The sequence below is a fragment of the Arthrobacter sp. 10N418 genome (assembly GCF_056394725.1).
This window is the reverse complement of sequence record NZ_JBFTIK010000028.1, coordinates 1-20,049: the sequence shown is the minus strand read 5'-3', so window position 1 is coordinate 20,049 and position 20,049 is coordinate 1. Positions and strand designations below refer to the sequence as shown.

The following is a 20,049-nucleotide window of genomic DNA, read 5'->3' as shown; positions in this document are numbered from 1 at the left end:
CCGCCTGGAAATCATTCTGGTTTCTCTCCAGCTTTTCTTCCAGGCAGTCCGGCCGAACCACCTCCAAAAGCTTACACGATCCCGGAGGGTGCCTGTGACATTTTCAGGTGCCACGGGCACGGTGTGTCGGAATTAACGCTTCTTGCCGCGCTTTTCGCGCACCCGCATGTTGACCTCGATCGGAGTGCCTTCAAAACCGAAGGTTTCGCGTAGCCGGCGGGTGATGAAGCGGCGGTATCCGGGATCCAGGAACCCTGTGGTGAAAAGCACGAACTTCGGGGGCCGGCTTGAGGCCTGGGTTCCGAACAGGATGCGTGGCTGCTTGCCGCCGCGCACCGGGTGCGGGTGCGCTGCGACGAGTTCGCCCAGGAACGCGTTCAGGCGGCCGGTGGGGATGCGCTTGTCCCAGCTTTCCAGGGCCGTGTCGAGGGCCGGGACGAGCCTGTCCTTGTGCCAGCCGGTCTTGGCGGAGATGTTGACGCGGGGAGCCCATGCCACGTGGGCCAGGTCCTGGTCGATCTCGCGCTCAAGGTAGCGGCGGCGTTCGTCGTCGAGCAGGTCCCATTTGTTGAAAGCCAGCACCAGCGCGCGTCCGGATTCGATGGCGAGCTGCAGGATGCGCACATCCTGCTCGCTGAGCACTTCGTCCACAGCGAGGAGCACGACGGCGACCTCGGCCTTTTCGAGCGCGCTCTGCGTCCGCAGCGAGGCGTAGAAGTCGGCGCCCTGGGCCATGTGCTGGCGGCGGCGGATGCCGGCGGTGTCGACGAAGCGCCAGGTGCGGTCACCGAGTTCGATGAACTCATCGACCGGATCCCGGGTGGTGCCGGCGGTATTGTCCACCACCACGCGTTCGGAACCGGCGAGCTTGTTCAAGAGCGAGGACTTGCCGACGTTCGGGCGTCCGATCAGGGCGACGCGGCGCGGGCCGCCGGAGCGCTCAAGGCCTTCGATGGTGGAGAACTCCGGGAGCGTGTCCATCACGTGGTCCAGGAGGTCGGCCACGCCGCGGCCGTGGAGGGCCGAGACGGGGTACGGCTCGCCGAAGCCGAGGCCCCAGAGAGTGGCGGAGTCGGCTTCCTGCGCGAAGTCGTCCACCTTGTTGGCCACCATGATGACCGGCTTCTTGGACTTGCGGAGCATCTTCACGACGCCCTCGTCAGTGGCGGTCGCGCCCACTGCGGAGTCAACGACGAACAATACGGCGTCCGCGAGCTCGACGGCCATCTCGGCCTGCTCGGCAACCCGGGCGTGGATGCCGCGGGCGTCGTGCTCCCAGCCGCCGGTGTCGACGACGGTGAAGTTCCGGCCGTTCCAGTGCGCCGCGTACATGACACGGTCGCGGGTAACACCGGGAGTGTCTTCCACGACTGCCTCGCGGCGGCCCAGGATGCGGTTGACCAGCGTGGACTTGCCCACGTTGGGCCGGCCGATGATGGCCAGGACCGGATCCAGCTTGACGGGACCGTCGAAGTCCTCGTCGTCGAAGTGGCCGCTCAGCAGGGCGGCGTCTTCCTCATCCAGTTCGTAATCGTCGAGGCCGGCACGGAGGGAAGCTGCGCGCATCTCTGCTTCATCGTCGTCCAAGGCGGCGAGATGCTCAGCCACCTGGTCCGTGCCGGTGGGCGTGTATTCGTCTTCGCCGGCGCCAAAATTGCCGGAGGTTTGAGTCGTATCGCTCATTGCACTTTCCTTAGGTGGTGATCTGCCGGCGTCGCGGCTACTACTTCATGACGTTGTTGCGGGGAATCCGCGTCGGGCAAGGGCTGCCCGGTACTTTTGATGGAGTCCTGGACATGGCGCGCCAGCGCGGCGCGGATCTCGTTTCCCGCCCTGTCCATTGAAACACGCCCGGTCTCCCCGGGCCTGCGGCTGACATTGAGGGCTCCGCCGAAGCTGACGCGCAGCCGGCGGCGCAGCCGGGGAACCGTGTCCAGGTGCTCGGCGTCGACGCGGGTGCCCAGGATGGCCACCGGCACCACCGTCGCGCTCGAGTTCAGTGCGAGCCAGGCGACGCCGTTGTTGATGGCGGCAGCCTCGCCGCTCCCCCGCGTCCCTTCAGGGAGGATCCCCACGCACCGGCCCGCCTCGAGCAGCCTCCGGGCCGTAGCCAGGGCCTCCCGGCCGCCGCTGCGGTCCACGGGCAGCTGGCCGGATGCCGTCAGCACCCGGCCCAGGAAGCCGGCGAACATCTCCTGCTTTACCAGGATGTGCATGGGCCGGGGCGCGGCCCCGAACATGACCGGTCCGTCCAGGAAGCTGATGTGGTTGCCGGCAAAGATAACCGGGCCGGTTGCGGGGACGTTGGAGCGTCCGGTGACCGAGGTCCGGTACAGGACATGGTCCAGGATCCAGCCCACGGGCCGGCTCCAGGCGGTGGTCCAGCGGCCCGGCAGGAGCGCCGGTGTCGGGGTGCCGGCCTCAGTCACGGGCGGCCTTGTGGTCGAGGATCCTGTGCACGATGCCGAGCGCGGCGTCCACCGTCTCCTCGAAGTCCAGCTCGGAGGAGTCCAGCGTGACGACGCCGTCCGCAGCCGTCGTGAAGTTCACCACGGTCGAGTCCCTCGCATCGCGGCGGGTCACCTGGGCTGCGAGCTGCTCGGCATCCTGGCTGCCGCCGAGCTGGATACCGCGGCGGCGCAGCCGCGCCTCTTCGCTGGCGGTGAGCAGCATCCGCACTTCAGCGTGGGGCGCGACGACGGTGGTGATGTCGCGGCCTTCGACGACGATCCGGCGGTGGTGCTTCTCAATCAGCTGGCGCTGGCGGCGGATCAGCTCCGTGCGGGCGCCGAGGGTCGTGGCCACCGCGCTGACGGCGGCCGAGATCGACGGCTCGCGGATCGCTAGCGTGACGTCCTCGCCGTCGACGCGGACGTACTCCTCCTGCGGGCCGGTGCTGATTTCCAGCGGCAGGTTCTCGGCAGCTGCCTCGACGGCGGCACCGTCATCCAGGTCCGTGCCGCGGTCCAGGCAATACCAGGTCAGTGCCCGGTACATGGCACCGGTGTCGAGGTAAGCCAGTTTGAGCCGGCGCGCCACCTCTTTGCTGACGCTCGATTTGCCGGAGCCGGAAGGGCCGTCAATCGCGACGACAAGGCCTTTCCCGGGGCGGAGAATGTCCACCGTTTCGATGAGTTCCTGGGTCATTACTGAAGTACCCGCCATCCGCGGTCGTTAAGGGCTTCGATCAAAAGGTCGTGCTTGTTGGGCAGGACAGAGAGTTCCACCATGCCCACGTTCTGTCCCGAGGAGTGGTCCAGGCGGAGGTCCTCCAGGTTGACACCGATCTCGCCAATTTCCGTCAGGAGCCTGGCAATCTGGCCGGGCGTGTCATCCACCAGGACCGTCAGCCAGGAGTAAGCCTGCGGCGGTCCGCCGTGCTTGCCCGGAATCCGGGACTGGCCGGCGTTGCCTTCGCTGATCAGCTGGGCAAGGTCGAGCCGCGCGCCGGGAGCCGTGGGGTGTTCGAGGGTGCCGATCAGCCGGTTGAGGTCCTCGCGGACCCCCTGCAGGATCCCGACCACCTTGTCCGCGTTCGCGCCCAGGATCTGGACCCAGAGCGTGGGATCACTCGCCGCGATCCGGGTGACGTCGCGCAGGCCGTTTCCGGCCAGCGACAGTGCGTGCAGGGGTGTCCCCTGCAGGCGGCCGGCCACGAGCGAGGACATTACCTGGGGCACGTGCGAGACCAGCGCCACGGCTTCGTCGTGTTCTTCCGCCCCGAATTCGGAGACGACCGCGCCGAGGTCGCTGGCCAGGGCACGCGCCGTCAGCACAGATCCGGGAAGCGTCTCCTCCGCGGGGCACACGACCCAGGGCATGGACGTGAACAGTTCACCGCGGGCGGCGACGGGGCCGGACTTTTCGCGGCCGGCCATGGGGTGGGTCCCCACATAGCGGCCGAGGTCGGCTCCGCGGCTGCGGAGATCGGCCAGGATGCCGGCCTTCACGCTCGCGATGTCCACGACGACGGCGGCCGGGTAGTCCCCGAGGGCCTTGGCCACCACATCGGCGGTCACGTCCGGCGGTGCTGCCACCACTACGAGCTCGGGCTGGTCCCCGTCCAGGCGCGCCAAAGGCAGGCCGGCGCCGATGTCGACGGCGACGGCCTGGTTGGTGGGCGAGGGATCGGAGAGGAACACCGCCACGCCGCGGCCCCGCAGCCCCAGCCCGATGCTGGTGCCCAGGAGCCCGGTCCCCACGACCACCACCGGCCCGGCCAGGTGGCCGCGGCCGTGGGTGCGAAAGGCAGACATGCTACAGCCCTACGGATGCCAGCAGGTGGCCGACTTCCTGCTTGCCGAGGTTGCGGATGCTGCCCTGGCGCTGGTCGCCCAGGCCAATGGGTCCGACCTTGACGCGGACCAGGCGCAGGACCGGGAAGCCGACGGCGTCGAAGAGGCGCCGGACGATCCTGTTCTTGCCCGAGTGCAGCACAACCTCGATCAGCACGTGGCCCGGTGTCGAGTCCACAAGCTTGAAGGAGTCGACCGAGGCGATTCCGTCCTCGAGTTCGACGCCGGCCTTCAGCTCGGCACCGATGCCCTGCGGAAACGGCCCACGGACCTGCACAAGGTAGGTCTTGGGGACTTCGTAGGACGGGTGCGTCAGGCGGTTGGCGAGTTCGCCGTCGTTTGTCAGCAGCAGCAGGCCCTCCGTGGCGACGTCGAGCCGGCCGACATGGAAGAGGCGTTCGCCGTGGTGGTTGCGCACGAAGTCGCTGATGCACGGACGGCCGTCGGGGTCCTCCATCGTGGAGACAACGCCCTTGGGCTTGTTGAAAACCATGTAGACCATGTTTTCGTCCAGCTGGATGCGCAGTCCGTCAACGTGGATCACGGCGGTCTTCGGGTCGACGCGCACGCCAAGTTCCGTCACGACCTGGCCGTCGACCTCGACGCGCCCTTCGGCGATCATTTCCTCGCAGACACGCCGTGACGCGACGCCGGCCGAGGCCATGACCTTTTGCAGCCGGGTGCCGTCGGCGTCGTGCAGTTCAGACTGGGGCACCTCAGCGCGGGGGCCGCGCTTGCGGGCCGGTTTGCGCACGGGTCCCAGGTTCTGGCCGAAGCGTTCGCTGCCGAAGGCGCGGGGGCCCGCGAACTTGGCGGCGCCGGTGCGCGGCTTGGGCTTGAGGGCACCGGGCGTCCCTGCGGCCTTGCCGAAGCCGGGCTTGCGCGCGGCGGCCTTGCGGGCTGCGTCCTTGCCGGATGGCGCCTTGGTCTTCCAGTCTCCGGACGCGGGACGGCCCGCCGCCGGCGCGCCATCGGGACCCTGAAGGTCCGGATCGACGAAGGCCTCTTCGCGGGGCTTGGGGTGCTTGAAGGGGCGGTCTCCGCCGCCCTTGAAGCCGGCTCCCCCGCTGCGGCTGGCGCCGCCCTGTGCGGGGCGGCCGGAGCCGCCCTGAGCGCCGCGGCCTGAGCCTTGCGCTGAATCTCGTCCTGCACTATTGCGTGCTGAACTGTTACGTGGTGAACCCTGGCGTCCCGCCTGTGTCATGACCCGTCCTTCGTTTTATGGGCCAACGGCCGCTGTCTCCCGACAACACCCGCCGGCTGGGGCAAAATGGTCCTGCCCCGGTGGATACTCGTTCGCAGGCAGTTGTTCCTGCCTACATTCTGTCTGCGTCGTAGAACTCTTCGATGCCTTCCAGCCCCGGAAGATGGGGTGAAAGCTGCGGCATGTCCGCCGCCGAGCCGATTCCCATGCGTTCCAGGAAATACGACGTCGTGCGGTACAGGATGGCTCCGGATTCGGGATCGGTACCCGAGTCCTCGATCAGTCCCCGCTGCGTCAGCGTCCGCACGACAGAGTCAACATTCACTCCTCGAATTGCAGACACCCGCGCCCTTGATACGGGCTGGCGGTAAGCGATGACGGCGAGCGTTTCGAGCGCCGCCTGCGTCAGCCTGGCTGTCTGTCCTTCCAGCACGAATCCGCCGACGATGTCCGCAAATTCTGCACGGGAATAGATCCGCCAGCCTCCGGCGATATTCCGCAATTCAAAACCCCGGGGGGTGGCACTGAAGCCGCCAGTGTTGCCGTTGCCGGTACTGTTCTGGCCGGCGAGGTCCACATCCGGGGCATTAACAGTATAACCGTCATACTCGCGCTGCAGGTCCGCCAGCAGGGATTCGACCACGTCAACCGTCAGGTTCAGGCCCGCGGCCAGCCCGACGGCGGTGGCCGGCTCGTCGATCACCATGAGCACAGCCTCGAGGGCCGCGCGTGCGCCGCCCGGGAGGAGGTGGACATCCGGGCCGTTAGCCGAAGCGTCGTCACACGGCGGCTCCGGGCCCGGTTCATATGGTGCGTCGCTCACTGCTGCTCCTCGTATTCTTCGCTCAGGTTCCCGCTGCTCCAGTCGTTGCTATCTGCGTTCCAGTGGACCGTGAGGTCTCCCAGCGGCTCAAGCTGGTCGAAGCCCACCGCCTTGTCCCGGAACATCTCCAGCAGCGCGAGGAACCTCGCGACCACCACGAGCGTGGACTCGGCGTCGGCGATCAGCGCCCGGAAGGTCAGTCGCTCGCCCGCCCGGAGCCGGAGCCCGAGCAGTTCCGCCTGTTCCCTGACGCTGACCGGGGTGCCGTGGAGATGGGCAAGGCCGACCTCGGTGGGCGCCGCCTCTTTGGGCTTGAGCGCTTTCTCCGCCAAGGCGGCGAACTGCTGCGGGGTGTGACGCCAGAGCAGTTCCGGAAGCAAGGCTGCGAAGTGCCCCTCAAGCGCCACCTGCCGCGGGTATCTCCGGGCCTCGAGTTCAAGGGTGGAGCCCATCAATCCGGCAACGTGCTTGAAGGCTTTGTACTGGAGCAGCCGGGCAAACAGGAGGTCCCGGGCTTCCAGGAGGGCAATGTCGTCGTCATTCTCCACCTCGCCGGCCGGCAGCAGCCGGGCGGCCTTGAGGTCCAGGAGGGTTGCGGCTATGACGAGGAACTCACTGGCCTCATCGAGGGCCCATTCCTCCCCCAGCCGCTGGAGGCCCTTGATGTACTTGATGAATTCGTCCGTGACCGTCGACAACGCAACCTCGGTGATATCCAGCTGGTGCTTGGAGATCAGGGCGAGCAGGAGGTCGAACGGGCCGGTGAAGTTGGCCAGCCGCACCTCGAACCCCGGCTTCCTGGCCGCCGGCTGATCGAGCTCCGCCGGCGGGACGGCTGCCTCTGCCACGGCCCTGACTAGGGCGCGCCGCCGCGCGAAATAAGCTCTTTGGCCAGGTTGCGGTAAGCGTCGGCGCCTATGTGGTTGCCGGCGTAGCTGGTGATGGGCTCGGCAGCGACGGTGGCGTCCGCAAACTTGATGGAGCGTTTGATGACGGTCTCGAAGACCGTGTCGCCGAAGGCCTCCACCAGGCGGGAGATCACCTCGCGGCTGTGCAGGGTGCGGGCGTCGTACATGGTGGCGAGGACGCCGTCGACCTGGAGCCGCGGGTTCAGCCGGTCCTGGACTTTGTCGATGGTCTCCACGAGCAAGGCCACGGCGCGCAGCGCGAAGAACTCGCAGATCAGCGGGATGATCACGCCGTGGGCGGCCGTCAGTGCATTGACGGTGAGCAGGCCAAGGGAGGGCTGGCAGTCGATCAGGACGACGTCGTAGTCATCCTCGACCTTCTTCAGGGCCCGGTCCAGCACCTGTTCGCGGGCGACCTCGTTGACCAGCTGGACCTCCGCGGCGGAGAGGTCGATGTTGGCCGGGAGCAGGTCCAGGTTGTCCACGCCGGTTTTGTGGATGGCGTCGCGGATGTCGACCTTGCGGTCCATCAGGACGTTGTAGACCGTGAGATCCAATTCGTGGGGGTTGATGCCGAGCCCGGCCGAGAGGGCACCCTGCGGGTCGAAGTCCACGACGAGAACACGGCGGCCGAATTCCGCCAGCGCGGCCGCAAGGTTGATGGTGGAGGTGGTCTTCCCCACCCCGCCCTTCTGGTTGACCATGGCGATGACCCGCGCGGGGCCATGGGATGACAGCGGCGCGGGCTCCGGAAAGTCGCGTTTGGGGCGCCCGGTGGGGCCCATGACGGCGTCTTCCAGATCGAGTTCGGTGCCTTCCAGAGTTGCTGAACCCTGTTCGCTGCTCACGTATCTATCCACACTTTCGATGACGTTGATTATCGTGCTTGAATTTGGTGCCGCTGGACTTCCGGCGCCGGCCTTATTCCAACCAAGGCTACAGCGCCCGACACGGTATTCGACGGACCTTGACAACGGCCGTCATCTGAGCCTTGACCTTCCGGTAGAAGTCGAAGGTTGCCGGCGGAGGGGCAGCAGTGCGCGAAAAACCGCCCGGACGCGGGAGGTGCGTCCGGGCGGTTTCATTACGCTGGTGCCAGCTTCCTGCCCTCTGTTCAGGCGTTGGCCGGGACCGGACGGGCGGCCTGGGCCGGCTCAGCGGCGGTCTGGCCGACCTCGTGGCCGGCGCCGTGGCCGGCGATCATGGTCTGCTCATCGAAGGGCGCGGCGCCGGAGAGGACACGCTCAACCTGTGCGCCGTCGATCTCCTTGACCCAGGTACCGATCAGCACGGTGGCCACGGCGTTGCCGGTGAAGTTGGTGAGCGCGCGGGCCTCGGACATGAAGCGGTCGATGCCAACGATCATGCCGACGCCGCCGAGCAGTTCCGGACGGTGGGCCTGGAGGCCGGCCGCGAGGGTGGCCAGGCCGGCGCCGCTGACACCCGCCGCGCCCTTTGAGGCGATGATCATGAAGATCAGCAGCGAGATCTGGGCTCCGAGGTCCAGCGGGGTGCCCATGGCGTTGGCCACGAAAAGCGATGCCATCGTCAGGTAGATAGCCGTGCCGTCGAGGTTGAAGGAGTAACCGGTGGGAACCGTGACACCGACGACCGGCTTGGACACGCCGAGGTGTTCCATCTTCGCGATCAGGCGCGGCAGTGCGGCTTCGGAGGAAGAGGTGGAGAAGATCAGCAGGTATTCACGGGCCAGGTACTTCATCAGCCGGAAGATGTTGACGCCGGCCACGACCTGGAGCAGGCTGCCGAGGACCACGACGATGAACAAGGCACAGGTGATGTAGAAAGCGACCATCAGCGTGAACATGCCGAGGATGGCCTGGACCCCGGTGGCACCGACGACGGCGGCAATCGCACCGAAGGCGCCAACAGGTGCCAGCCACATGATCATGATGAGGATCCGGAACACGAGGGCCTGGCCGTGGCCGATGGCCTTGAGGATCGGGGCGCCCTGCGGGCCCATTTTCTGTAGGGCGAAGCCAACCAGGATCGCTGCGAGCAGGGTGGGCAGGACCGGAATGTCGTTCGGGATGATGCCGAGCAGGAAGTCGACGGTGCTGTCCGTGGCCGCCTTCTTGTTCGGATCGTAGGCGGCGAGTTTGAGTCCCTCGCCCGGGTGGATCACGTTGCCGACCACGAGGCCGATGGCCAGGGCGAAGGTGGACATGATGATGAAGTAACCCAGAGCCAGGCCGCCGACCTTGCCGACGGTTGCGGCCTTGGCGATGGAGCCGATGCCCAGCACAATCGTGCAGAAGATGACGGGGGCGATCATCATCTTGATCAGTTTGATGAAACCGTCGCCCAGTGGCTTGAGGTTCTTTCCGACCTCGGGGAACAGCAGGCCCACCACGGCACCGAGGACAACGGCGACTATGACGGCAATGTAAAGATAGTGGGACTTGTCGAGCCCTTTGCGGCGCATCTTGGCCGGCGCAGCTGACTCTCCTCGTTGAGAGGCCATGGTTGTCTCCTTAGGGATAATCTGGAAGACGCTGCGGCCCAGGCTCTGAGCTCATCACGTCGATCCGGTGTGATATCCATCATTAGGCGTGAAGTGACTCAGCTCACCGTTGCGTTCATATTGGTCGTAGGAGACGTTGATGATCCACCGCTGGAGCATTGCCCGCAGGTTGTTCGTGGCCCACCTACTTTTCATGGTCGCCCTCACGGCCGTCGTCGGCACGGCAGCCTTCGTCGACGCCCGCGACCAGGCCTACAACGAGGCGGGCCGGCGCATGGCCGGCGTCGCCACAGCTGTCGCCGATAACCCGCTCGTCCTGCAGGCGGCGGGCGCGGCCGACCCGTCCGCGCTCCTGCAGCCGTACGCGCTGAAAGTCACGGCGGACGCGGGCGCGGACTTCATCACCATCATGGCACCGGACCGGACACGGTGGACGCACCCCCGGAGCGAGGAACTGGGAAAGCCGTACATCGGCTCCATCGACGCGGCCCTGAACGGCGAGGCATTCACCGAGATCACTGCCGGGACGCTCGGTCAGTCCGTCCGCACCATAGTTCCGGTAAAAGACGCGGACGGAAAAGTGCGGGCGCTCGTCGCCGCGGGCGTGACGGTCGGGACCGTGGACGTGGCCGTCTCCGGACGCCTGCCGGCACTGCTGGCCATCGGCCTGGCCCTGTTGCTGGGCGGCTCCGCGGCGTCCTGGCTGCTCGGACGCTACCTGCGCCGGGTGACCCGGGGGTGGGGGCCGGAGCAGCTCGCCCAGCTCTTCGCCTACTACGAGTCGGTGCTGCATTCGGTGCGCGAGGGGGTCATCCTGATTGACCCCCGGGGCAAGGTGGTCATGTACAACGACCAGGCCGCGGACCTGTTGGGGCTGGCGGTGCGCGGAGCGGACGCCGCCGACGATGTCCGACGTCCCGGCGCCTCCCCCCTGGGCTCCCCCCTTGGCTCCTCCCCTGGCTCCGCCGACGGCTCCACCAACGGGGGTACTGCGGCGGCGCCGTCGCTGGCCGCGCTTCCTCTTGCGGCCAGCCTCAAGGAGCTCTTCGAATCGGGGCGGACGGCCCATGACGAAATCCATCTGACGGGATCGCGGGTCCTGGTGGTGAACCAGGGCCCGGCTGTGGGGCCGGGCTCCCCCTCCGGCCGGCAGCGCGCCGCGGTGTTCGGCACGGTTGCCACTATCCGGGACCGCACGGAGATCGAGTCACTGGGCACCGAGCTCGAAACCATGCGCACACTCTCCGATGCCCTCCGGGCCCAGACCCACGAGCACGCCAACCGGTTGCACACGATCGTCTCCCTGATGGAACTGGGGCGCGGCGCAGAGGCCCTGGATTTCGCCACCAAGGACCTCGAGCTCAGCCAGCGGCTGACAGATGACCTTGTGAGCTCGATCGAGGAGCCTGTCCTCGGCGCCCTGATCATGGGCAAGGCCGCGGAAGCCCACGAACGCGGCGTCGAGTTGACGCTCAACACCGGTGGTTCGACGGCCGTCACGGGACTCGCGGTCCAGGACCTCGTCGCGATCCTGGGCAACCTGCTGGACAACGCCATCGACGCAGCAGCCGACGCGCCGGCGCCGAAACTCGTGGAGCTCACCGTCACGACGGCGGCCGGTGGCCTGGACATTACGGTGGAGGACAGCGGCCCCGGGATCGATCCCGACGCGGTGGAGGACGTGGTCAGGCACGGCTTCAGCACCAAGGAGCCAGGACCGTTCGGACGCGGGCTCGGGCTGGCCCTGGTCCGGCAGGCCGTCCGGCGCCTCGGCGGTACGATGACAATCACCAGCCCGGCCGGAGCCCTGTTCCACGTCACGCTGCCCACGACGCCGACTGCCTTCACGAATGTCGAACGAGGCGCCGCACCACCCGCCGTCGTCCCCGGGGACGCAACCCGGCCGGCAACTACAGAGGGACATTGATGACCGACATCCGCGTACTCGTCGTCGAGGACGAGCCCATCGCTGCCGCCGCGCATGCCGCCTACATCGGCAGGCTGGACGGGTTCATCCTCGCCGGATCCGCCCCTGACGGGCAGTCGGCGTTGCGCCTGATGACGGAATTCGCAGCCGCGGGAGCCCCGGTGGAGCTTGTACTGCTGGACATGAACCTCCCCGATCTGCACGGCCTGGATGTAGCGCGCCGGATGCGTGCCGGCGGCCTGTTCGCGGACATCATCGCCATCACGGCTGTGCGCGAACTGAACATCGTCCGCAGCGCCGTGGCCAGCGGCGTCGTCCAGTATCTGATCAAACCGTTCACCTATGCGACCTTCGCGGACAAACTCGCCAGTTACAGGCTGTTCCGGGAGCAACTGGCGTCCCCCGGGCAGGGCGCTGCCGGCGCAGGAGCCTCCCAAAGCGACGTGGACCAGGCCTTCGCCAGCCTCCGGGCACCCTCGGAGCTCCCGCTCCCTAAGGGGCTCTCCACCTCCACGCTGGAATCCGTGCAGGATTTCATGAAGGTCCAGCCCGGGGCCGTGTCGGCGAGCGAGGTCATGGAGGCCCTGGGCATGTCCCGCGTCACGGCCCGGCGCTACCTCGAGTACCTTGCCGACGCCGGCATCGTTACCCGGACAGCCCGCTACGGCACCCCTGGCCGGCCGGAGAACGAATACCGTTGGCTGCGGGCCTCGTAATCGTCGCCGCGGTCTATAAGGCGACTCCCGCCGCGGCGCCTAATCCCCCGCGGCGGCGGGACGCAGCGTCTCGATGAGCTGGTCGATCACACCGGCGTCCTCGATCGTGGACGGCACCACATAGGCGTCCCCGTCGGCGATCTGGCGCATGGTTTTGCGCAGGATCTTCCCCGACCGGGTCTTGGGCAGGGCGTCCACCACGGTGACGTGCTTGAAGTCCGCCACGGCCCCGATGTCCCGGCGGACCAGGGCAATCAGGTCCTTCACCAGGATGTCCTCGGGCACGTCCACCCCTGATTTGAGGACCACGTAGCCGCTGGGACGCTGGCCCTTGAGCGGGTCAGCGAGCCCGATCACGGCGCATTCGGCCACGGCCGGGTGCTGGCCGATCACCTGCTCCATGGCGCCGGTGGAGAGCCGGTGGCCGGCGACGTTGATGATGTCATCAGTCCGGCCCATCACGAAGAGATAGCCGTCCTCGTCCCGGTAGCCCGAGTCGCCCGTGGCGTAGTAGCCCTCGAACGCCTGAAGGTAGGAGGAAATGTAGCGTTCGTCGTTGCGCCAGAGGGTGGTGAGCGTTCCCGGCGGCAGGGGCAGCTCCAGGACGATGTTGCCTTCCGTGCCTGCCTCGACATCCTCGCCGGCCCCGTCCACGATCTTGAGCCTGAAGCCGGGCATCGGCACGCTCGGCGAGCCGGCCTTGATCGGCAGCTCTTCGAGCCCGCGCGGGTTGGCGCAGATGGCCCAGCCGGTTTCGGTCTGCCACCAGTGGTCCACCACGGGCACGCCCAGGATCCGGGAGGCCCAGTGGAAGGTGTCGGTGTCCAGCCGCTCGCCGGCGGCAAAAAGGGTCCGCAGGCTGGAGATGTCGTACTTCTCCAGCAGCGCCGCTTCGGGGTCCGTCTTACGGATGGCCCGCAGCGCGGTGGGGGCGGTGAACAGCACGTTGACTTTGTGGTCCTGGATCACCCGCCAGAACGCGCCGGCGTCGGGCGTCCCCACCGGCTTTCCTTCGTACAGGACGGTGGTGGCCCCCGCCAGCAGCGGGCCGTAGACGATGTACGAATGCCCCACCACCCAGCCGACGTCCGAGGCCGTCCACATGACGTCGCCGGGTGCGACGTCGTAGATGTTTTCCAGGGTCCAGGCCAGGGCGACGGCGTGGCCCCCATTGTCCCGGACGACCCCCTTGGGGGCTCCGGTGGTGCCCGAGGTGTAGAGGATGTAGAGCGGGTCCGTGGCCTTGACGTCCACCGGTGCTGCGGGGGCGGCGGCGGCCATTTCGGCGTCCCAGTCCAGCCAGCCGGAGTGGTCTGCCGTCGCGGAGGCGAATCCTTCCCGGGCCTTGACCAGGACCGGGGTGTCCGGCGTTCCGGCCAGGCCGAGGGCTTCCTCGACGGCCGGCAGGTACTCGATCCGGCGAGAGGGCTCGATCCCTCCGGAGGCCGTGACCACCGCAGCGGGGGCAGCGTCCCGGATGCGGGCGGCAAGCTCCTTGGGCGCGAACCCGCCAAAGACGACCGAGTGCACGGCGCCGAGCCGGGCGGTCGCCAGCATGGCGATCGCCGCTTCGGGGATCATGGGCATGTAGATGACCACGCGGTCGCCCTTGCCCACTCCGTGGCTGCGCAGGACACCGGCGAACCGTGCCACGAGGTCCGTGAGCTCGGCATAACTGAAGCGCTGCTGCATGCCCAGCATGGCGGAGTCGTAGATCAGGGCATCCCGGTCACCCCGGCCTTCCTCGACGTGCCGGTCCAGGGCGTTGTAGGACGTGTTGAGGACGCCGTCGGGGAACCAGTCGTACAGCGGGGCCCGGCCGGAATCCAGTGCCTGCCGGGGTGGTGTGGACCAGGAGACCTTCCCGGCCGCCTCCAGCCAGAATTCTGCGGGCTCAGCCAGGCTGCGTTGGTAGCTGTTCAGGTAGCTCTTGGTGACCATGAAGTTCAATCCCGTCCACGACGTTGTGATGGAGCTCATGGTAGTCCCGCGCCGGTCACCGGCACAAGACCTTATGTATACACAGCGAGCGCCCAACCCGGAGATTGTGCGGAAATACTCCCCAAAAGGGACTTTGCTGTATACACTGAATGAGGTCAGCCAACGAAGGAGGCAAGATGCGCGCCAGCGACAAGGCCTATGCCGCCCTGCGCGAGGACATCATCGAGTGGCGCCTCCTGCCCGGAACGGTGCTCGCGGAAGTGGAGCAGTCCGCGCGGTTGGGCATCTCCCGCACCCCGCTGAGGGAGGCCCTGAGCCGGCTCACGGCGGAAGGCCTGACGACGACGGCGGGCGGCCGCGGCGTCGTCGTCACCGACATCTCGTTGGAGGACATCGACGAACTCTTTGAACTGCGCGAAACCCTTGAAGGCAAGGCTGCCGCGCTGGCTGCCGAACGGGGGGACGCCGCGACGTTCGAACAGTTGCGGCTCGAGTTGCTCAAGGCCCCCGCGCTGATCAGCGACGCGGACCCCGCCCGGCACGACTATTACGGCCTTGTCGGGCGGCTGGACTTGGCGATCGACGCCGCGATATCCAACGCCTACCTCGTCCAGGCGATGCGCAGCCTGCGCGTCCACCTCGTGCGCGTCCGTCGGCTGGCCGCCGACGACGCAGCCCGGCTGACGGCCGCCGCCGCCGAGCACGCCGCAATCGCCGAGGCGATCGCCGCCCGCAACCCGCGGCTGGCCGAGGCCGCCACCACGCTTCACCTGCACCGCAGCCTTTCCCACGTCAAAGCCACACATACACCTCACCAGAAGGAGCACCATGGTTAAGGAACACCACGTCCGCGTTTACAAGAGCGAGGAAAACCTGGCCCGCGAGGACCAGCTTGCCTACAAGATCGCGAAGGTGGCCGCGGATCCCGTGACCGTGTCTGACGAGGTCACCGACATGGTCATCAACCGCGTCATTGACAACGCCTCAGTAGCGATCGCCTCGCTGAACCGCGCCCCCATCGTCGCGGCCCGCGCCCAGGCGCTGACCCACGGACCCACCACCGGCGGCAAGGGCTCGAAAGTCTTTGGAATCGAAGGGCGCGTGGCGCCGGAATGGGCGGCCTGGGCCAACGGCGTCGCGGTCCGCGAACTTGACTATCACGACACCTTCCTCGCCGCGGACTACTCCCACCCGGGCGACAACATTCCCCCGATCCTTGCCGTGGCCCAGCACGTCGGCTCGAGCGGCCAGGACCTGATCCGCGGCATCGCGACCGGGTACGAGATCCAGGTCAACCTGGTCAAGGCGATCTGCCTGCACAAGCACAAGATCGACCATGTGGCCCACCTCGGCCCGTCCGCGGCGGCCGGCATCGGCACCCTGCTGGGTCTCGACGTCGAGACGATCTTCCAGTCCATCGGCCAGGCCCTGCACACCACCACCGCCACGCGGCAGTCCCGCAAGGGCGAGATCTCCACGTGGAAGGCCCACGCCCCGGCGTTCGCCGGCAAGATGGCCGTCGAGTCCGCGGACCGTGCCATGCGCGGCCAGACCTCCCCCGTGCCGATCTACGAAGGCGAAGACGGCGTGATCGCGTGGATGCTGGACGGCCCGGACGCCTCCTACACCGTGCCGTTGCCCGAAGCCGGCGAAGCCAAGCGCGCCATCCTGGACACCTACACCAAGGAGCACTCGGCCGAGTACCAGGCCCAGGCCTGGATCGACCTGGCCCGCAAGCTCCACGGCGAACACCCCGAGGTCACCGACCCCGCCAACGTCGAATCCGTGCTGATCAAGACCAGCCACCACACCCACTACGTGATCGGCTCCGGCGCCAACGACCCGCAAAAGTACAGCCCCACGGCCAGCCGCGAAACCTTGGACCACTCCATCCCGTACATCTTCACGGTCGCCCTGCAGGACGGCGCCTGGCACCACGTCGGTTCCTACGCACCCGAACGCGCCGCGCGCCCGGACACCGTGGAACTCTGGCACAAGGTCACCACCGTCGAGGACCCGGAATGGACCCGGCGCTACCACTCCCTCGACATCGCCGAGAAGGCGTTCGGCGGCACCGTCGTGATCACACTGAAGGACGGCACAGTCATCACCGAGTCGATTGCCGTTGCCGACGCGCACCCGCTGGGCGCCCGGCCGTTCGCGCGCGAGCAGTACGTCAACAAGTTCCGCACCCTCGCCGCCGGCCTCGTGGCCGATGCGGAGATCGAACGCTTCCTTGCCGCCGCCGCGCGGCTCCCCGAGCTCGCCGCCGGCGAGCTGGACCAGCTGAACATCCAGGCAGCCCACGGAGTGATCGACCTCGCGTCCGCACCGAAGGGACTCTTCTGATGCTGTACTCCAAGACCACGCCGGAGCAGAAGCGGATCCGTTTCCGTGAGCTCCTGGCCTCCGGCACCGTCCAGCAGTTTCCGGGCGCCTTCAACCCGCTTTCCGCCCGGCTGATCGAGGAGAAGGGCTTCTCCGGCGTCTACATCTCCGGCGCCGTCCTGGCCAACGACCTCGGCCTGCCGGATATCGGGCTGACCACGCTCACCGAGGTGGCCACCCGGGCCGGGCAGATCGCCCGGATGACGGACCTGCCGTGCATCGTCGACGCCGACACGGGCTTCGGCGAGCCGATGAACGTGGCCCGCTCGGTCCAGGAACTCGAGAACGCAGGCCTCGCCGGCTGCCACATCGAGGACCAGTTCAACCCGAAGCGCTGCGGCCACCTGGACGGGAAGAACGTCGTGGACCTCGACACCGCCACCAAGCGCATCCGCGCGGCGGCCGACGCCCGGCGGGACCCCAACTTCCTGATCATGGCACGCACCGACATCCGGGCCACCGACGGGCTCCAGGCTACCCAGGACCGTGCCAGGGCGCTCGTGGAGGCCGGCGCCGACGCGATCTTCCCCGAAGCGATGAAGGACCTCAGCGAGTTCCAGGCCATCCGGGACGCCGTCGACGTGCCGATCCTGGCCAACATGACCGAATTCGGCCAGAGCGCACTGTTCACAGTCGACCAGCTGGCCGGCGTCGGCGTCAACATGATCATCTATCCGGTGACGCTGCTCCGTAGTGCCATGGGCGCTGCGGAGCGTACTCTGGAATCGATTAAGGCCGACGGAACACAGGAGGCACAGGTTGGAAGCATGCTGACCCGTGCGCGTTTGTATGACCTCGTCGATTACGAGGCCTATAACCGCTTTGACACCGGGGTCTTCAATTTCAAGATCCCCGGCCAGTGACCCCCGCAATCGACTTCCGGCTCCGGCCGGCACAACAGGCGACAGGAACAAAGGAGTTTCAGCATGGCTGAACAAGACATCAAAAAGGGCCTCGCCGGCGTCGTGGTGGACTACACCGCCGTCTCCAAGGTAAACCCCGACACCAACTCACTGCTTTACCGCGGCTACCCCGTCCAGGAGCTTGCCGCCAAGTGCAGCTTCGAGGAAGTCGCCTACCTGCTCTGGAACGGCGAGCTGCCCACCCCGGAGCAGCTCGCCGAGTTCACGGCAAGGGAACGGGCCGGACGGGCACTGGATCCGGTCGTCAAGCAGGTAATCGATGCCCTGCCGACGACCTCACACCCGATGGACGTCTGCCGGACGGCGGCCTCCGTCATGGGCGCACGGCACCCGCTCGCCGAAGACTCCTCGCGGGAGGCCAACATGGCCAAGGCGATTGACCTTTTCGCGGCCATGCCGGCGATCGTGGCCTACGACCAGCGTCGCCGGCACGGCCAGGAAGCCGTGGCGCCGCGCGATGACCTGGGCTACTCGGCGAACTTCCTCTGGATGGCCTTCGGCGAGGAACCGGCCCAGGAAGTCGTGGAGGCCTTCAACGTCTCGATGATCCTCTACGCCGAGCACTCCTTCAACGCCTCGACCTTCACTGCCCGGGTGATCACGTCCACGCTCTCGGACCTGCACTCGGCCGTGACCGGGGCCATCGGCGCGCTTAAGGGCCCGTTGCACGGCGGCGCGAACGAGGCCGTGATGCACACCTTCGACGAGATCGGCATCCGGCAGGAGGAGTCCCTAGAGGAGGCCCACGCCCGGGCCAAGACCTGGATGGAAGATGCCCTGGCCCACAAGAAGAAGGTCATGGGCTTCGGCCACCGTGTCTACAAGCACGGCGACTCGCGGGTTCCCACCATGAAGGCGGCCCTGGACAAGATGATTGCGCACTACGGCCGGCCCGAGCTGCTGGGCCTTTACAACGGGCTGGAATCGGCCATGGACGAGGCCAAGGCGATCAAGCCGAACCTGGATTACCCGGCCGGTCCGACCTACCACCTCATGGGCTTCGACACCCCGACCTTCACTCCCCTGTTCGTCGCCAGCCGCATCACCGGCTGGACGGCGCACATCATGGAGCAGCTGGAATCGAATTCCCTGATCCGCCCGCTGAGCGAGTACAACGGCGTGGAGGAACGGCACCTGCCGTAGTTCTTCCCGACGTACGACGGCGGGCCGGTCACCTTTCGAAGGTGGCCGGCCCGCATCTTTGTCCGCTGCCGGGATCAGCCCATGCGCACGGACGCCACGGTTTCATTGTCATTGTTCATGACGATCACGACGTCGAGCAGTGCTCCTGCCAGCGCGGGGGGCAGCCAGTGCTCCGCGTCCTGCCACATCCGCTCCCTCGGAAGCGCCGCGGTGTCGAACCATTCCGGAATGATCTCGGAGCTTTCGCCCGGTTCGCCTTCCCACTGCCGGGTGGTGAAGAGCCGGCACGACATGTTCCATTCGGGCCGGGCAGGAAAGATGAACTCGACGACGCCGGCGTGGGCCAGGTGCTCCTGGAGCACGACGATGCCGACCTCTTCCCAGACCTCGCGAACCACGGCCTCGGCGTCGCTCTCCCCCGCTTCCACGTGGCCGCCGATGCCCACGATCTTGCCGGTGCCGAACCCGGTCCGTTTCAGGCCGAGCAGCACTTCGGTGCTGGAGCCCGCTTCGCGGAGCAGGAAGCAGAGCGTGACGGGGGTCGAGATCATGAATCCAGCCTATAGCTGCCGCAGGCTGGCGAAGCTATCCTGCAGCCGGGCCATTGTCTGCGGGCTGCGGCTGCAGTTCCACTGGAATCCCTTTCTGCGCGAATTCCTTGTCCGTGGCCTGCTGCGGCGTGAGTCGCAGGCCGTTCCGGGAGACGTCATTGTTCAGCGCCTGCAACTTCCGGTTGAATACGGGCAAATAGGAGTCGGTTGTACCCGGATCCCGGCGCCCTCAAGGGGCCTTCCGGTCGACGCGAGAATCTACAGATCGCTATGCCCGCCGTCCAGCCCCACAGGGGCCACCAACACGGTTGGGTTACTGCAGATAGCCCCTCACACGTACAGGAGCGGGCGGTCTTCCGGGATGGGGTCGTCCAGCGGTGCTGGCCAGTCCGGGTCGTCCGTGTCGGTGACCCGGAAGTGGTGTCCGGCCGTGAAGTGGTGCCAGTCCGGGAAGGGGTCCCGGGGCAGTGCGGAGCCGGATTCCTGACCGGGATCCTGGCCGGTTTCGTGGCCGGGGTGCCCGGTGGGCGGCGGGTCCGGATGGTGTCCCGGATCGGCGGGCTGGCTTTCGTCGGGGCCGGTGTCCGCGGCCGGGATGCGGTCCGGCCAGTGGGGTGGTTCCCAGTCCTGGTGTTCGCTCGCGTAGTACCGGCCCGTCGGTGAAATCCACCCCGGCGGGTTGTCCTTGCCCGCCCCGGTGGGTGTCCACGCCGAGCCGTGTTTGAGGCGGTGGTGTTTGCGGCACGGC

17 protein-coding genes and 1 pseudogene are annotated in these 20,049 nt (G+C 67.3%); 6 read left to right on the top strand and 12 right to left on the bottom strand.

Annotation, left to right across the window (positions count from 1 at the left end; all coding sequences use genetic code 11):
- Positions 1-132 precede the first annotated feature (132 nt).
- The 9 genes from der to AC1DCZ_RS17255 all read right to left on the bottom strand — a co-directional run bounded on the left by der (position 133) and on the right by AC1DCZ_RS17255 (position 9,712).
- Positions 133-1,683, bottom strand: a complete 1,551-nt coding sequence (der, locus tag AC1DCZ_RS17295; protein WP_476896044.1) for a ribosome biogenesis GTPase Der — start codon at positions 1,681-1,683, stop codon at positions 133-135.
- The gene (locus AC1DCZ_RS17290) at positions 1,680-2,360 is read right to left on the bottom strand and encodes a lysophospholipid acyltransferase family protein (protein ID WP_476975703.1); all 681 of its coding nucleotides are present in this window, start codon (positions 2,358-2,360) and stop codon (positions 1,680-1,682) included. Before AC1DCZ_RS17290 ends, der begins: the two co-directional genes overlap by 4 nt.
- A gap of 61 nt (positions 2,361-2,421) precedes the next feature.
- Positions 2,422-3,147 carry a (d)CMP kinase gene (gene cmk, locus AC1DCZ_RS17285; protein ID WP_476975689.1) on the bottom strand — a complete coding sequence of 242 codons (726 nt, stop codon included), beginning with the start codon at positions 3,145-3,147 and terminating at the stop codon, positions 2,422-2,424.
- On the bottom strand, positions 3,147-4,256 hold the full coding sequence (locus AC1DCZ_RS17280) for a prephenate dehydrogenase (RefSeq protein ID WP_476975688.1): 1,110 nt from the start codon (positions 4,254-4,256) through the stop codon (positions 3,147-3,149). The genes cmk and AC1DCZ_RS17280 overlap by 1 nt, the downstream gene beginning before the upstream one ends.
- 1 nt (position 4,257) lies before the next feature.
- Positions 4,258-5,499, bottom strand: a complete 1,242-nt coding sequence (locus tag AC1DCZ_RS17275) for a pseudouridine synthase (RefSeq protein ID WP_476975687.1) — start codon at positions 5,497-5,499, stop codon at positions 4,258-4,260.
- 112 nt (positions 5,500-5,611) lie between these two features.
- Positions 5,612-6,205, bottom strand: coding sequence for an SMC-Scp complex subunit ScpB (gene scpB, locus AC1DCZ_RS17270; RefSeq protein ID WP_476975702.1), 594 nt, complete (start codon positions 6,203-6,205; stop codon positions 5,612-5,614).
- Positions 6,206-6,318: 113 nt separating this feature from the next.
- The gene (locus AC1DCZ_RS17265; RefSeq protein ID WP_476975686.1) at positions 6,319-7,170 is read right to left on the bottom strand and encodes a segregation and condensation protein A; all 852 of its coding nucleotides are present in this window, start codon (positions 7,168-7,170) and stop codon (positions 6,319-6,321) included.
- Positions 7,171-7,178: 8 nt separating this feature from the next.
- On the bottom strand, positions 7,179-8,078 hold the full coding sequence (locus AC1DCZ_RS17260; RefSeq protein ID WP_476896039.1) for a ParA family protein: 900 nt from the start codon (positions 8,076-8,078) through the stop codon (positions 7,179-7,181).
- A 266-nt stretch (positions 8,079-8,344) separates the two neighbouring features.
- Positions 8,345-9,712: a cation:dicarboxylate symporter family transporter gene (locus AC1DCZ_RS17255; RefSeq protein WP_476896038.1), complete on the bottom strand. Its 1,368-nt coding sequence runs from the start codon at positions 9,710-9,712 to the stop codon at positions 8,345-8,347.
- Between the two features lie 139 nt (positions 9,713-9,851).
- On the opposite strand from AC1DCZ_RS17255, the gene AC1DCZ_RS17250 reads away from it, so the two are divergent.
- Both AC1DCZ_RS17250 and AC1DCZ_RS17245 read left to right on the top strand, forming a co-directional pair.
- A complete protein-coding gene (locus tag AC1DCZ_RS17250) occupies positions 9,852-11,639 on the top strand; it encodes a sensor histidine kinase (RefSeq protein WP_476975685.1) in 1,788 nt (595 codons plus the stop codon).
- Positions 11,639-12,355, top strand: coding sequence for a response regulator (locus AC1DCZ_RS17245; protein WP_476975684.1), 717 nt, complete (start codon positions 11,639-11,641; stop codon positions 12,353-12,355). Before AC1DCZ_RS17250 ends, AC1DCZ_RS17245 begins: the two co-directional genes overlap by 1 nt.
- A gap of 39 nt (positions 12,356-12,394) precedes the next feature.
- Here the strand turns inward: AC1DCZ_RS17245 and AC1DCZ_RS17240 are convergent, their stop codons facing one another.
- Positions 12,395-14,296, bottom strand: a complete 1,902-nt coding sequence (locus AC1DCZ_RS17240) for an AMP-binding protein (RefSeq protein WP_476975701.1) — start codon at positions 14,294-14,296, stop codon at positions 12,395-12,397.
- A gap of 176 nt (positions 14,297-14,472) precedes the next feature.
- Between AC1DCZ_RS17240 and AC1DCZ_RS17235 the strand changes: the two genes are divergently transcribed.
- From AC1DCZ_RS17235 to AC1DCZ_RS17220, 4 genes are all read left to right on the top strand, one after another.
- Positions 14,473-15,132, top strand: a complete 660-nt coding sequence (locus tag AC1DCZ_RS17235) for a GntR family transcriptional regulator (RefSeq protein WP_476975700.1) — start codon at positions 14,473-14,475, stop codon at positions 15,130-15,132.
- Complete coding sequence (locus tag AC1DCZ_RS17230; protein ID WP_476975683.1) at positions 15,125-16,645, top strand: MmgE/PrpD family protein; 1,521 nt, start codon at positions 15,125-15,127, stop codon at positions 16,643-16,645. Before AC1DCZ_RS17235 ends, AC1DCZ_RS17230 begins: the two co-directional genes overlap by 8 nt.
- A complete protein-coding gene (gene prpB, locus AC1DCZ_RS17225) occupies positions 16,645-17,547 on the top strand; it encodes a methylisocitrate lyase (RefSeq protein WP_476975682.1) in 903 nt (300 codons plus the stop codon). Before AC1DCZ_RS17230 ends, prpB begins: the two co-directional genes overlap by 1 nt.
- Positions 17,548-17,610: 63 nt before the next feature.
- Entirely contained in the window at positions 17,611-18,750 is a 1,140-nt protein-coding gene (locus AC1DCZ_RS17220; protein WP_476975681.1) for a bifunctional 2-methylcitrate synthase/citrate synthase, read from the top strand.
- Between the two features lie 74 nt (positions 18,751-18,824).
- On the opposite strand, the gene AC1DCZ_RS17215 is transcribed toward AC1DCZ_RS17220, so the two are convergent.
- On the bottom strand, positions 18,825-19,301 hold the full coding sequence (locus AC1DCZ_RS17215) for an 8-oxo-dGTP diphosphatase (protein WP_476896031.1): 477 nt from the start codon (positions 19,299-19,301) through the stop codon (positions 18,825-18,827).
- A 330-nt stretch (positions 19,302-19,631) separates the two neighbouring features.
- A pseudogene (locus AC1DCZ_RS17210) lies at positions 19,632-20,049 on the bottom strand (hypothetical protein); the annotation flags it as partial.